Origin of the sequence: Acinetobacter sp. SWAC5 (assembly GCF_003419885.1) — a bacterium.
Classification (GTDB): domain Bacteria; phylum Pseudomonadota; class Gammaproteobacteria; order Pseudomonadales; family Moraxellaceae; genus Acinetobacter; species Acinetobacter cumulans.
In genome coordinates this window covers 115,502-129,317 of the sequence record NZ_QUWR01000012.1, presented here as the reverse complement: position 1 = coordinate 129,317, position 13,816 = coordinate 115,502, and the positions used below count along the sequence as shown (strand labels likewise).

Annotated in this window: 13 protein-coding genes; 2 read left to right on the top strand and 11 right to left on the bottom strand. The window is 33.7% G+C overall.

Annotated features, from left to right (window positions below):
- Window positions 1-88: 88 nt before the first annotated feature.
- Genes DYI81_RS10530 through DYI81_RS10510 form a run of 5 tightly spaced genes read right to left on the bottom strand, consistent with a single transcriptional unit; the run spans window position 89 to window position 3,247 of the window.
- Entirely contained in the window at window positions 89-1,024 is a 936-nt protein-coding gene (locus DYI81_RS10530; RefSeq protein ID WP_005028393.1) for a hypothetical protein, read from the bottom strand.
- Window positions 1,025-1,039: 15 nt separating this feature from the next.
- On the bottom strand, window positions 1,040-1,819 hold the full coding sequence (locus tag DYI81_RS10525) for a M48 family metallopeptidase (RefSeq protein WP_005005756.1): 780 nt from the start codon (window positions 1,817-1,819) through the stop codon (window positions 1,040-1,042).
- The gene (locus tag DYI81_RS10520; protein ID WP_005005757.1) at window positions 1,812-2,300 is read right to left on the bottom strand and encodes a hypothetical protein; all 489 of its coding nucleotides are present in this window, start codon (window positions 2,298-2,300) and stop codon (window positions 1,812-1,814) included. Before DYI81_RS10520 ends, DYI81_RS10525 begins: the two co-directional genes overlap by 8 nt.
- 9 nt (window positions 2,301-2,309) lie before the next feature.
- The gene (locus DYI81_RS10515) at window positions 2,310-2,819 is read right to left on the bottom strand and encodes a hypothetical protein (RefSeq protein ID WP_005005759.1); all 510 of its coding nucleotides are present in this window, start codon (window positions 2,817-2,819) and stop codon (window positions 2,310-2,312) included.
- Between the two features lie 5 nt (window positions 2,820-2,824).
- A complete protein-coding gene (locus tag DYI81_RS10510; protein ID WP_005005760.1) occupies window positions 2,825-3,247 on the bottom strand; it encodes a hypothetical protein in 423 nt (140 codons plus the stop codon).
- A 164-nt stretch (window positions 3,248-3,411) separates the two neighbouring features.
- On the opposite strand from DYI81_RS10510, the gene DYI81_RS10505 reads away from it, so the two are divergent.
- Window positions 3,412-4,065 (top strand): hypothetical protein, encoded by a 654-nt coding sequence (locus tag DYI81_RS10505; RefSeq protein ID WP_005005764.1) that lies wholly within the window; start codon window positions 3,412-3,414, stop codon window positions 4,063-4,065.
- Window positions 4,066-4,130: 65 nt separating this feature from the next.
- Here DYI81_RS10505 and DYI81_RS10500 read toward each other — a convergent pair whose 3' ends face one another.
- From DYI81_RS10500 to DYI81_RS10470, 6 genes are all read right to left on the bottom strand, one after another.
- Window positions 4,131-4,643, bottom strand: coding sequence for a hypothetical protein (locus DYI81_RS10500; RefSeq protein ID WP_077170163.1), 513 nt, complete (start codon window positions 4,641-4,643; stop codon window positions 4,131-4,133).
- 7 nt (window positions 4,644-4,650) lie between these two features.
- Window positions 4,651-5,781 carry a hypothetical protein gene (locus DYI81_RS10495; protein WP_005005771.1) on the bottom strand — a complete coding sequence of 377 codons (1,131 nt, stop codon included), beginning with the start codon at window positions 5,779-5,781 and terminating at the stop codon, window positions 4,651-4,653.
- A 685-nt stretch (window positions 5,782-6,466) separates the two neighbouring features.
- Window positions 6,467-7,312: a hypothetical protein gene (locus DYI81_RS10485; RefSeq protein ID WP_024160863.1), complete on the bottom strand. Its 846-nt coding sequence runs from the start codon at window positions 7,310-7,312 to the stop codon at window positions 6,467-6,469.
- A gap of 125 nt (window positions 7,313-7,437) precedes the next feature.
- Window positions 7,438-8,040: a hypothetical protein gene (locus DYI81_RS10480; protein WP_005005776.1), complete on the bottom strand. Its 603-nt coding sequence runs from the start codon at window positions 8,038-8,040 to the stop codon at window positions 7,438-7,440.
- On the bottom strand, window positions 8,033-9,823 hold the full coding sequence (locus tag DYI81_RS10475; RefSeq protein ID WP_005005779.1) for a hypothetical protein: 1,791 nt from the start codon (window positions 9,821-9,823) through the stop codon (window positions 8,033-8,035). The genes DYI81_RS10480 and DYI81_RS10475 overlap by 8 nt, the downstream gene beginning before the upstream one ends.
- A 167-nt stretch (window positions 9,824-9,990) precedes the next feature.
- Entirely contained in the window at window positions 9,991-10,467 is a 477-nt protein-coding gene (locus tag DYI81_RS10470) for a hypothetical protein (RefSeq protein WP_005005780.1), read from the bottom strand.
- A 1,692-nt stretch (window positions 10,468-12,159) separates the two neighbouring features.
- Between DYI81_RS10470 and DYI81_RS10460 the strand changes: the two genes are divergently transcribed.
- Window positions 12,160-13,794, top strand: coding sequence for a hypothetical protein (locus DYI81_RS10460; protein ID WP_005005782.1), 1,635 nt, complete (start codon window positions 12,160-12,162; stop codon window positions 13,792-13,794).
- The last annotated feature ends 22 nt before the right edge of the window (window positions 13,795-13,816 follow it).

Here is a 13,816-nt window from a genome sequence, read left to right as displayed (position 1 = left end):
AAAATCATTTGAATGATTTCTTCTTGGTCTACGTGCCATAAAATACTCCATATATTGATGTTTATAACATCATTTGAGGAGCAGAATATCACTTATAGGAGTTGTTCAAATTTACGGATCCATCTCTCTCTCGTACACTTAGAAGATAAGCATCTGGATTCGTTTTTAATTCTTTATCTAACATTATTAGCTTATTCAACATATCTTGGTTTGTCGTCTTGGGAATGATCCAACCGCCAAAACTAATATTGTTTAATTTGATGTTAGGTAGTGGATCTTGTCTATTTTGTTCCAGTAACCAAAGATAGTTTTCACTACAAACAAATAAGACTTTTAATTCCTGATCAATGCGCCGTAAATCACAATATCTGAATAGGTTTACGTTACCTGGTGCTTCAGCATTGATAATTGGTTTTTTTCTTGTTTTTTCACCATGTAACTTAAAGTATTTAACACAACTTTCAATGTCACTTTTTAAATTGATTGGTGCAGTTTCTATTGGTGCCTCTGATAATTGTTCTTCAGCATATTCAAAATAGATCCAACATACATCTTGGTCTTTTAGCTTTTCAAAAAGCCAATCTGGAACGTCATGCAATTTTTGTTTTAGTACAAATGGTTTTCCTACATTCGTAATCTTGACGCTTCTTTTCTTGTACGTGTCCAGCTCCCCTATCTTCTTCACGCCACTTTTATATAAATAACGGTTTTTGAGAACTACTTTACTCTTTTTTACCTCTTTTTCAGGTTTAGGATCAGTACTGGATTTTTCAGGCTCAACATTCAAACAAAAGTAATCTATTCCTTTGGTAAACAATTGAAACTTCCCCTCCTTTTCAATTAAGGCAAAATTCCCTCTGATTTCAGCACCTACTATATCTTTAGATATTAGAAATCGATCATCAACGGTTTGTTCATTTAAGAGCAGTAAAGCCGATTTAAAATCTACTTTGTGTTCTGGTATTACAACATAACCGTGGTCAAACAACTTTTTGCTCACTCGGATAACTGTGTAAATATCCATAACCAGCTCCTTATATTATTTCCTGTAATTTTGGTTGATGTATTCTTGGATCGCTACAATTCTTTTTTCTGAAGTAGGATGCGTTGATAAGAAATCAATTTTAGTGCCCTGTTTTTCTTGGGCTACTACTTTATTCCAAAAGCTGACTGCGCCCTGTGGGTTGTAACCAGCACGAACCATAATATCAACACCTAGAAGATCCGCTTCACTTTCAAGTTTGCGCGAACCAGGTAAGTTAACCCCATAATCGCCTAGTAAACTTGTGCCAGATACAACCATGTCACCAAGACCAGCCGAACTAGCTGCAAGCACACCTAAACCAGTTAAAAGCTTTTTACTTACCTTTTCACGCCCATGATCACGTAAAGCATGTGCAATTTCGTGGCCGATCAGTGCAGCCAATTCATCATCAGTTGCATTAATTTTTGTGATAGAACCAGTCAACACACCGATCTTGCCTCCAGATAGACAAAACGCGTTGATTTCATTATCTCGGATTGTATTAACTTCCCAATTCCAATTTGCTGCGTCAGCTCGATAATGTGGAACTTGTGCGATAAGACGTTTTGCTACTCTATTTACTTGAGCGTTATTCACAATCAATCCACGCTGTTTAGCAGTCGTGATGATGTTGTTGTAAGACTGAGTACTTTGCTGAAGATATTCTTTTTCAGAATACAACATGATTTGTTTGCGTTTAGAACCCATTCCATCAATAGTACTAGATACGCAACCAGTTAAAAGAGATCCGGCAACAGCCAAAACACACAAAGATTTCATCTTAAAATCAAACATTTTGTTTTCCTTTATGTTTAAAAACATTTAACAAGTTAAAACTGCGCTTATTAAGCTTGTTTTTATCTTCCAAATCAGTAATACATTTAAACTCTTTTAAGATGTTTTTGTAATGCTCTTTTTGTTCATTTTCTGACTTATTAAAACCTTTCAAAGCTAACTGTTCAATAGTTTTAGGGCTGAATAATTTCAGAAGAACTATATTTAATATTAAAGTACCAGCCAGTAAGCCCAACGCATAAAGCTGAACAACTGAAGTACTGTATTTAGGTTCCATCGGACCAAGTGAACCAAAGCATATAAAGCTAAATACAGATAAAGTAACTGCAGCTATAAAACTAGATACCGTAACTCTAATCTTGAACTTATATCGTGCAATTAAAGCGACAATTAAAAAACCAAAAAGTATGGTACCAATTGCCGTAGCCATTATGACTAAAAAGAGCCCAGGGTTTGTGTTTGATGGATCTAACATTTCCATAGAATATCCTTAAATAAAACCCTTGCTTTCTAATAGGGTGAAACGATCTTTAAACAGTACAAAGAATGTTTTTTTAACGCTTTCGTACTGGTGTTTGATAATGTCTAAAGCACTATCATATGCACCTAGTTTCACGTAATTAACAAAATTGGCATGATCAAAACCTTTAAGTTTGTGACGTTTAATAAAGCCCTTAAAGTCTTGCTCTTTTTCTTTAAATTGATTCTCAAATTCAAAGAAAAGTTTGCCTAATTTCATGCTGTATAGTTTTAAATTGACAATAAATTCGACTAAAGGTGTTTCATTTCCTCTAATCGTAACCAGCATGTCTTTATCTTTTGTGATTTCGAGCGATGGTAAAAAATTAGAAAAATTAACCAGTAGATCACTTAATAAAACTTGTTTATTAAAGTATGTGACCAAAACAGGTGCGCTATCTGGCACATACGCTTTGATACGTTCAAATTTACTTAAAGCTTCTGGAGAAGCATGACCACTAAGGGCTAATTTCACTAACATATAATTCACTCGACATCTAATTCATTTTTTAAAACCAATTTGTATTTTGGATGAACCCCAAGTCTAAGTTGAAGTAATGTCCACGCTTGCTTTGTTATTAACTTTTCGCCACTTTCAAACTTTGACCACTGTATATTGTTGTACAATCCTGTGTGACTAGACATTTTGGTTTTACTTAAACCACTCCAGACTCTTAGTTGTTTTCCTAAGACTGGTATTGGAACCAGCATTAAACCATTGTCCTCTTGTTCCTTTAAAATCTTTAAAGCTGCCTTTTTACCTACTAATTGACCGCCATCTTCACAAATATAAGTAATACGAGCTGTATATTGTTCAGAGTTTAAGCACTCTTCTAACAATGCTAGAACTTCATCCTGAGGATTCGTTAAACCCCCTCCAACCGTATCGCCTGTATCAGTTTTAATCACGAGTTATACCTTTTAAGATAGATATTCTTATAGTATATACGAAAAACATTTAAAAGATTTTTTTAAAAAAACAAAATGTTCATTTTTTGTATTTTAGCTAAAACCACTTATAATATGATTATTGGTATTAACCAAAGTTTAAAACATATTGAAAGGTGTTTAAAATGACTAACTCTAAAACTAACGCTAAAACCAAAGAGAACCGCTTAAACCAAAATGGCAGTTTAAGCAAAACCGACCAACGCAAGCTTAAACCTATTTCTTTTTGCTTATTAGATACAGAACAAGTGACAATGCTGGAGAAAATTGAAAAGTTTCAATATGGCAATTTCTTTAAAAACATTATAGCTTCTATGACTGATGAAGAAGTTGAACAGATCGCGAATAGCAACAAGAAAAGCGATCCAATCATTCCTCAAAAATTACTAGATCTAAACATCACAAAAGGTTTCTTATCTTGTCGTTCAATTGCAAAGGTGCTTTTTAAACACAATAAAGTTGAATCTATGCTGCATGAGCTACGTAACTTTATCTCTGACGAATTCATTTTAAAGTTAGCTGAAGACCGCAACTTAACACTATCTATAAGCGACTCAGAAGTCGATTCTAATACCTCTTCAGGTATGTTTGATGATCGCTATGCGATGGCTGATACTGGCTATAAGAGCCGTACAACACCTGTTTTCAATCAGCAAAATATTGAATCTATAAAATCCATTGTTCGTGAACATGAGAAGCTTCCAAAACATGTCGAATTAGACAATGATTTCATTGAACAGTTTATGAATGACAATCCTGAAGTATTCGCAAAATTATAAAAACACAAACAAAAAAAACCATCTAATTTTTAGATGGTTTTTTTATGTCTTAATTATTTCTAGAATCAGCTATAAAGCTTCGCTGGCTCGTCTGCAACTGGTATCACTGGCTGTACTTCTTGCATAAGAATTTTAGTCACTTCATCCAGTGGTGCAATGTTGGAAGGTAAAAAATCTATTGCTTCAGGAAATTGTGATTTAAGGTAAGCATCTATGGCTTTGTGAATAGCTCGGTACCATTCTCGCGATTCGCTCTCTAAATTAAACATGCTTGAAATTGAAGCTTCTAGATCCGCAATATATTTACTTGGTAGTAAAGCTTTACGCTCCATATAAGCTTGATGTGCCATAGCAAGCCAGATAAAGCGATTTAATTCCTTACTACTTCCCTCTACGCTATTATCTTTAAAGTTCAACGTTCTAAATTTGCAAATGTGAAAATGTTGCTCACTAAAATATTTAAAGAAATCTTCATACTCAATTACAGAAATGGATTTTTGTAGCACCAATGGTATATCTAATGCGAGATCCACTTCGACTTTACGTGTACCAATGCCATTTTTAATAACAAATTTCATATTCACCTCAAAATAAATTAAATTGTTTAAAGGTGTCTTTATCATTAAAAGTAACCAGGTGATGCGATTCAATTAACGATTTAAGGTCCTTAGCCTGAGCAACTGGCTGTATTTCAATGCTGGCGATTTGTGCAGCTTCATGAATTAACCCTATGATTTGAGCACGGCTTTCTAAATATGCAGATAGATCGCGAGTTTCTTTGAATGAAGAAATGACAAAGTTAATATTCTTTTCTAAATTCTCACTCAAACTGCTTAGTGTTTGGTTAATTGGTGCATACTTTTCTATATGCTCTAAGACTGTTGCATGATCTAGAAAAAAACTAACTTCCAGCAATAATGAATTGTAAAAATCAATAAAGTTCGTTTCTTTTTCAAAGATGAAAATTTCTTGGCCATCTTCGTCATTAGGTATCTCAATTGAACCTTTTGAGATCTCAAAACTTTCATCCCCCAACAATGTATGCAGAATTCGGCCTAAGTGTTCTGCATGTGGTTTGCTGTTAGTAAAGTTGATTTTCAAGTTTTCATTTGAATCAGCAATACGGACTAAAATATAGTTTGTTGTGTGAAATAATTCATCTGCATTGTCAGTAAAATTTAACATTGAAATCTGATTATCTGTTCCAGCATCAGAATCAAGTTGCTTATCCAAAAATTCATGGTTATCAATAAAAAGCTTAGCTACACCGTTTGTAATAATGCTTTCGTATTCACCAAAGTTTTGTGCAAGGTATTCGCTCATTAAATTTGGCAGAACTTCTAATAAACTTTTTTTAAGATCCGATAATTCAATAGCAGAATTGAATAACGAATCTGGCACAAGGTTCTCTACCTCTTCATCAAGTGCTTCATCGTTTGGTGACAACCCTTTTTGCTGTGCAATTGCATTACGGAAGGAAGCCATAATTGAGATTGTCAAAATTGAAAGTGTTACCGTTTTAACCCATTCACTTTTCACATCGTTAGGCACGTAAAAAGCGCAATTACTAACCCACTGGTGGTTATGATTAAGAATCCGCTTTAAAGGGGTTTTAGTGGCTGGAAAAATTTCAAAGACAGTATTTAAGATTGGGTTTTTACCCAATTTGATGCTTTTATTATTACCGTAAAAATAGATGCTGCGAATATCAGACATAATATACTTTCTTAAACTTAACGTTGGTTACATATTATCACTGATTTAGTTTTAAAAAATATTTTTTAAAACTATTAATTTTATTTTTTTGTGTTTTAATTCTGCCCTTGTTCACTGCTTTTAAAACCCAAAAAAACAGGTAACTTTTGCTTAGGCTACGGTGGGAACTTGGTATTACAGTGTTATTTGGTAGCTAAAAAATTAAACATTGATAAACTATTGATAGTAAAAGAGATAAGGAATAGATAGATTTCTTTGCGTGTAGGGATATACTTTTCATCAAACATTTTGTTTATCGCATACAGAAGTGAAGAAAAACATAAAATGAATATGATGATTTGCAATATATATGATGGAGTATTGAGGGTTTCTGGTAGATATTTAATCTTGTATATCGTTGTATTTAAAAACATTTCAAACACAAAGAATACAACTACAAAGATGTAGCAAATATTGAAAATGGCAACTAAGTTGTATGCCGATTTGAGTACCAGGCCTGTCATCGATTGTTCACTTGAATCAATCTCACCCGTTTTTGGAATTTTAAAAAGCACAACGCATTCCAGTTTTAAGAGTGTATCTATTATACTTTTAGAATACCTTTTATCAACTATAAAACTTTGTTATTAAAATAAAAAAATGGCCTTTTAAGACCATTTTAAAACACCCTACCCTCCTTTTAAGACTAGCCGTTGTGCTTATCTTTAGAATCACGGTAAGTAGAGATATGGTAGAAGAAAAAGCACGATAAAAGTGAGAAAAGCACCACCCCGAACGTGTTCCAAAATCTGCTATTTGATAGTTCAGAAATACGTTTATTGATTTCTGAGATAACACATGGATTCGCTTTTGCAACTTCAACATTTACATTGCAGACTTCAGCATATTGGAATAGGAATGTTTTATGGCCAATATCATACATTTCTTGGATCTGGTTAATATTGGTCGTATTCAGAAGAACCATAACAAGAGAGATCAGTGCTACAAATATAGAGATAACAAGAAAGCACTTCACAATGATTTCACGAGCCACATCATCAACACCACTTAAATATCTTTCGAGCAATATATTTAGCTTAGTTCGACCATCAAGGATAATGTTATAGTCATGTTTTACTTCATTATTTCCTGTATGGTTTTGATTTGTTGGTTCAACAGGAATGTCAGATAATTCGGCTGGTAAAGTGACTGCAATTACATCTTTTTGTTCTTCAGGTGCTAAACTTTTATTGCTGCTGTTTGATACAAAATCTTTTAATAAGGGTACTGGCTCACTTTTAAGGTGTTCTGTTTTTACAACCTCGTGAGCCGACTCATTTGCATCGAATAAGATCTTGTCTGTTCTTTCTGGATGCTTGAGATGTATATATTGATAAATAAAATAATTGATCTTTTGCTGTAAGACCGGGCTTTTATCAACTTCACTTTCCACATCTGCACCAAAAGTCTCAGTTATAGATGATTTTAATTCTTGTACTTCGGATTGATTCAGCAATTGATATAGTTCATATATTGTTTTAGAACTGATCATGATAAAACCCACATTAATATTCATTAAACTGTTAGTAGTATATAGAATGTGGTTTTAAAATAAATAGGTATGTTTTAAGAATAAAAAAAACCGCCTTTTAAGGACGGTTTTAAAAGGGGGTTTAATTAGTATAAACAGTTGCCGTTTGCACCAATAGAGCGTCCATTCTGGCTTAAATACCGTTGTACGGTGTTAGCAACATCTCTTGGGAGTTGATTATTCACTTTTTGTATAACATCGACTTTGTATTTATTCTGACAACTCACAATACCAGCCAACATGTTATTGATCAGTGATGTATTGTCTTTACCATCCAATTTACGTGTTTCTTCGTTTATCACTATGAATTGAACAATATTTAGATAGTTATTCGTGAGGTTGTCACCACTTTTTGATGACTTGTTTAGATTCTCAATGGTCGAATTCAAGTTATTCATTCGTGCTTCAAGGCCAGAATCACCAGTGACATTTGCATTATTGTTTTGGTAACGCGTAGCTGTGGTGTTCCGATTAGAATTATATTGTCTTTGCTGTATCGGCTGTTGCTGAACCTGAACTGGTGCTTGCTGTTGAATTTGACCAGGTGCTTGCTGTTGTTGAGCTGGCACTTGCTGAGTTGAATCTTCATTTGAAGTTGCTTTTTTATACCAATCACTAAAATCGGCATTTGCACTACTACTCAATATAGTAGCCGTAAAAATTGCACATAAATAAAGTTTATTATTCATTGTCTGAACTCTCTTTACCGTTGTAGTTCGCTGGACTAATAGCTTTTAAACTGAACTCATTTGCAAGTTTCCACAACCGCATAAATGTCTTTTGCTTTTCTTGTACCCAATAGTCCTTATCTTTTTTTAGAAGATTCTTTAATACATCTGAGTTCAAGTGGAAATTATCATCAAAAAAATGTTCAAACAGGAGTTCTGTTAAATAGTTTTGAGTTAACGTTTTTTTATTTTCATTACCCGTACCAAAGAATATTTGGCAAAGCTTTGTGCTTTCACACACGAGATCTATGTATTTTTTCTCGTCTGCATTTCGCTGGTGGCGCAAATGAGGATGTGTAATAAAAATAGAATTACGTATGAAAGCATAATCAATAATTACAGTAGCTTCCGTTTTCTTTGAAATGTACTCAGCGTTTGTAAGAATTTCACAAGTGGTAACATCAACTTTGTCGCGAATATTAATGAATTCGCTTGAGAAAGTAGATGCACTTTTGTTTTCGATCTCAACTTTCTTATCACGATTTCTCAGATAAAGTAAATTATCTGCTTGCTTCATATCGTTTAGGAATCTTTCAAAGAAGTGATTACTTTTATATAGATCTTCTAGAGCTCGCGTAACATAAGACGCAACCAAATTAAGATTTTTAGCTAAATATGATGGTCCATTCTTAGTTGTATAAGCAGCTAAACGATCCTTAACAAGTTCTATTACTTTTTCAGGTTCACCATTATTCAATCGAATTGCTGAAGTGAAGAGCGCATTACTGATTTTAAGCTCATTGCCCTGTTCATCCTGAACCTTTGCACACATTTCATTTAATGTATTAAGCGCTTTACGATAGTTGGACTTCAACTGAATCTGAAAACGATAATTGCAAAAATTGTCACGATCTGGTGTACGCTTATTGCATGGTTCATACTTAACAGAAATAAATAATTCAATAGATGGATTGTTATTCAGTCTTTCTAATGAAACAAGAAGTCGTTTACGGTAAAAATCACTTGCTTTGTATTTAAATTCTACTGAAAACTCGGTTAATGCTTTGAAGTCAATGTAAGGAATAACCACTTCGCCACGAAACTCATTGATCTTCATCAAGTTATACATATAAAGATCAAAACGGTCCTTAAATCCAAGAACCGTTAAAGTGTCGAGAACTGTGTAGCGCCCCTTTTTATCAAAATCTAATTCAGATAGATTGGCAATCAACGTTTCTTCAAGCTGATAGCAAATAAACGCATTGTTATCTAATTCAAAATAGCCCGTACTGGCAAACATTCTTTTATGAGTTACGCTGTCTACGTCATTTCTTGAAAATGGTTCGCTGTCCATTTGGCGTAAAGAGCTCATTGGTAGCATCACTTTACCAACACTATTTAGCGTATTCCATGCCAAAGATTTGATACGGCCATTGCTAAGGTAATTAGCTTTATTTTTGAATAAAAGAATTTGACGGATGTATTCAAAATTCAGAACAAAGTTGTTCGCTAGTTGTAATGCTTCAATTTGGGATAATTCAGGTTTTTCAGCGATAACGCGCTGCAGCTGATGTGCATACTTATTTTTGGCATTCACCAACATTAAGTAAAAAATGAATTGATCAACAACTGGAATATCTAGATAACATTCGACTATGAAATTACTGATTTTGTTGCCGTAACCCAAGAGATCCATGGTTTTTGTTTCGGCATTAATAATTGAGTCTTTGATTGACTGCGATAGTCCAAAAATTTCATCTTCTGAAATTCCTTTACTTATGCAGACTTGTGAAGAATCTTGCATAACTGCTCCACTTTAGACAACGTACAACGTACATTGCCTGAGATTGAATTAAAAAATAAAAATAAAAATATATTTGCAACCCAACTAACGTTGTAGTCTTTTCGCTTTAAAGCTGTGTATATACTAACTAAATTTTAGACAATAAAAAAGCCTCGTCAGAGGCTTAATTACGCAATTAACATTATTTGTTGACCGATCTGCGGTAACTCTAGTTTAGAAGTAGTGAACCTGTATGGTAGCTTCTCATATATGCTTTTAAAACTAAGAGAATTTCTAAAAAAATCAAAGCTTTTAGTGAGTTTAAAAGTAATATCGCCACTTGATAAGATTTGAATTTCGTCAATCATAGGTGCTGCAGCTTGCTTCGCATCTGTATCAATCATAAATGATAAATCACAAGCTTCACGCATGATCTGGTTGATAGTTTTCTTATTAAAATCTAGACCTGTAACGTGGTTAACTTTTTCAGCTGATACAACGTATCTACCGTCTTCTGCAGAATAAAATGCATTTAAATTATCAACTAGAATAAGCAATTCGGCAGATAAAACACCTTTTAGCAAAATATCAGACGAGCCAGAGCTAAACACATTGAAGTCAATGAGTATTTTTTGATGTCTAAGACTAAATGATTGATATTGCATATCTCGAATTCCCATAGGCATTCTGAGTAGACATTATAGCATCAATTCGTTAATTAGACTACGATTAAAAGCATTTTTAACAGTAATTTCTTAATAAATAAGACTATGAAAAACAGTGCCTTATATGAGTAATATTCACAATTACAATGTAAGTTAACCAATGTAATACTTGATCAAATAAATATGTGCTCAAGATAGGCACCCAGCGAAACTTTTTTATAAATGGTTTGTAAACTTTCTTCCGTCCTAATGACGTAAGTTATTGTTTTATAGTGGTGCCAAAATACGAGCGAAACTTTTTTATAAATGGGTTGTAAACTTTCTTCCGTCCTAATGATGTAAGTTGTTGATTTATAGTGCTGGCAAATTTCGAGCGAAACTTTTTTATAAATGGGTTGTAAACTTTCTTCCGTCCTAATGATGTAAGTTGTTGATTTATAGTGCTGGCAAATTTCGAGCGAAAGTTTTTTATAAATGGGTTGTAAACTTTCTTCCGTCCTAATGATGTAAGTTGTTGATTTATATTGCTGGCAAATTTCGAGCGAAAGTTTTTTATAAGTGGGTGTAAACTTTCTTCCGTCCTAATGATGTAAGTTGTTGATTTATAGTGGTGCCAAAATACGAGCGAAAGTTTTTTATAAATGGGTTGTAAACTTTCTTCCGTCCTAATAGCGTAAGTTATTGATTTTACTTTTTTGTCCAGATCCAATAGCTCAACTATCATAGATAGTATGTTTAGTATGTTTTAAGGTTAGGTTATAACTTTTTGGCTGTACCTAACTTCCAGCGAAAGTTTTTTATAAATGGGTTGTAAACTTTCTTCCGTCCTAATGACGTAAGTTATTGATTTATAGTTGTGTCAAAATACGAGCGAAAGTTTTTTATAAGTGGATGTAAACTTTCTTCCGTCCTAATGGCGTAACTCATTGATTTTCTGTTATAGTCTGAACTCAGCGAAAGTTTTTTATAAATGGGTTGTAAACTTTCTTCCGTCCTAATGGCGTAAGTTATTGATTTGTCGTAAAACAAGCTAAATAGCGATCGTTGGGTCATATATAAGGGCTATTCCTCATAAAATCTGAAAGTCTTTATTATCAAGGCTCTCAGGAAATTGGAGAAGTTATCCGCAACGTTTTGAATTTAATTTGCGCTCAAATGAATTTAATTTGCGCTGGAAGTATTTTTTATTCTATTTAATTTTATTATAAACAGCGACTTACAACACTTGCTAGTTTGCAAATTTCCAATATTGCAAAAAGCTAAAAAATGAACAATATTTTACTCATATTTTTAAATTCATTCTAATATACAAGAACTTAATTTGTGGATAGAATTTAATAGGAAAGTGGATAAAAACATCAAAAACCAGCTAAAAACGCCTTATTTTCTAAAAATTCAAATTCAATTTGCGCTCAAATGAATTTGATTTTCGCTCGTACCATTTGTGTTTTTCCGTACTAATCCTGTAATATCATGAAAAATAAGCATAAAAAATGTCCCTAATTAACTTCCCTTAATTAGAAAGATAATAAACAAAAAATTTCTTTTTAAAAATTTACTCTTAAACTTTTTAATATATTTTTTAATTTTTTATTTGCCTCCTTAGTATATACCAATGAGGTTTTGTAGTATTTTATAAATAGCTTGAGTCAATGACCAGCAATCAAAAATATAAAGCGTGGAATTTAAGAAATGAGTAAAAGTGATAATACGATTAAACGTATCGTCATGACTGTAGATCAATTTTACAAACATGATGAACAAGACGAGCTGTATGCATACGGCTTTGATATGTCTACCAATGAACCAGTTCGCATACGAATGAGTTCATCTGAAGAATTCACGAAGATCATTAATAAACTCAACAAGCATCATACTGAGAATGTTTCAGTAGATGAAGTCCACGCAAAATTTGATTCTGGACGTAACCAACGTACTTCATTAGACACACATAATCGCGGTGCTAACCGTGGTCGAATTATCTGTTTTGACAAATGTGTTGACTCACCCTACGAATCTCTTGACGGTTATAAAACTTATGTTGCTCAGTGGTGCAACGTAATGAGTAACAACCCGAATTCACAATTAATCAAAGCAGTCACTTCTATCAATGTGCATCAACAAAAAAACGGCGATTTCTTTGTTAAAGCTCAAATCATTGAAGATGCAGCACATATGCAAGTGCCCAATGTAAAAATTAATTCTCCAGCACTTCATAACGCTATTATTAAAAATAATTTACAGCTTCTTGTTAAATCTTTATCGAATAGTACTGACAACCAACCTGAGCGCATTCCATTTTCAAAAATTGTTGTGCGCTATGAGTCTGGTTCTGTATTAACTACAATCCCATTGATTCCAACCTATGACAGTGCTGATCGTGAAAGTGTTAAGCAATTCGCTAAGCCAGATCCGTTGATGCAACGTGGCGGTATTGATAAAACTAAAAAGTCTTATCGGGTTGCTAAAGATCCGATTGAAAGTATCAAAGATATTTTGAACGGCAATGACTTTCACACCGCAACTTTTGATCCAAATTTTGTACCATCCAACCAGCATGAAAAAGACCAGTTCGATAAACAGGCTCAGAACGTTTATGTTATGGACCAGGCCCGTATTGCCCTGTTTGCATTACTTGGCGATCGACAAATTAAAGTGTTCTACAATGAAGATGTAGACAAAGAAAAAAATCAAAATTTAAAACGTCTTTACGCTGGCTTGGTGAGTCAAAAATTACTGCCTGAGGTTTATCATGGCCAACAACTACAACTAGGTGCGCTTTACAAAGACACGTTCTTAAAGAAATTTTTCAACAATAAAACGCCTCACGCTGGTTTTCGCAAGGTAGATCCAGAAATAGATTTACGTACTGGTGAGGGTGTTCGTGGTGTTGGTGCACCTCCCCTAGTGAATCAATTTACCGATGACTACGGCAATCCAAAACCGCACGACTTAAATCCTCAATTTTTAAGTCAAGTTGATCGTCAGACCATGAATAAATTGACGCATGCAAAACAGCAATTTGCTGAAGCGTTTATTGTTATTCAACCACACCAACGGAACTCGAATAATTGTTTTGTCTCGTTTATCGAGCCTGTTGAACTTACTCAAACCCGTATGAATGCGTTGAACTTTTCAGAAATTACGGTAGAGCATGTACAGCAACATAAAGCTTCAATCGATAGTCCGTTATCTAAGAACTTCAACCACGATCTTTTACCTGATCCACAAGAGTTAATGATGAAAGTCAGACAGCCAGAAATGGATGTTAAGAAAAGCCAAGAAAAGGCTGCGACTTCTGATGTCTATAACGACATGACTTTTTAATCAAATTTAATAATTCTTCTTC

Coding starts and splice junctions, on each gene's coding strand:
- DYI81_RS10530 (WP_005028393.1), bottom strand. CDS start 1,024: ATGGATATTTACACAGTTATCCGAGTGAGCAAAAAGTTGTTTGACCAC.
- DYI81_RS10525 (WP_005005756.1), bottom strand. CDS start 1,819: ATGTTTGATTTTAAGATGAAATCTTTGTGTGTTTTGGCTGTTGCCGGA.
- DYI81_RS10520 (WP_005005757.1), bottom strand. CDS start 2,300: ATGGAAATGTTAGATCCATCAAACACAAACCCTGGGCTCTTTTTAGTC.
- DYI81_RS10515 (WP_005005759.1), bottom strand. CDS start 2,819: ATGTTAGTGAAATTAGCCCTTAGTGGTCATGCTTCTCCAGAAGCTTTA.
- DYI81_RS10505 (WP_005005764.1), top strand. CDS start 3,412: ATGACTAACTCTAAAACTAACGCTAAAACCAAAGAGAACCGCTTAAAC.
- DYI81_RS10500 (WP_077170163.1), bottom strand. CDS start 4,643: ATGAAATTTGTTATTAAAAATGGCATTGGTACACGTAAAGTCGAAGTG.
- DYI81_RS10495 (WP_005005771.1), bottom strand. CDS start 5,781: ATGTCTGATATTCGCAGCATCTATTTTTACGGTAATAATAAAAGCATC.
- DYI81_RS10485 (WP_024160863.1), bottom strand. CDS start 7,312: ATGATCAGTTCTAAAACAATATATGAACTATATCAATTGCTGAATCAA.
- DYI81_RS10480 (WP_005005776.1), bottom strand. CDS start 8,040: ATGAATAATAAACTTTATTTATGTGCAATTTTTACGGCTACTATATTG.
- DYI81_RS10475 (WP_005005779.1), bottom strand. CDS start 9,823: ATGCAAGATTCTTCACAAGTCTGCATAAGTAAAGGAATTTCAGAAGAT.
- DYI81_RS10470 (WP_005005780.1), bottom strand. CDS start 10,467: ATGCAATATCAATCATTTAGTCTTAGACATCAAAAAATACTCATTGAC.
- DYI81_RS10460 (WP_005005782.1), top strand. CDS start 12,160: ATGAGTAAAAGTGATAATACGATTAAACGTATCGTCATGACTGTAGAT.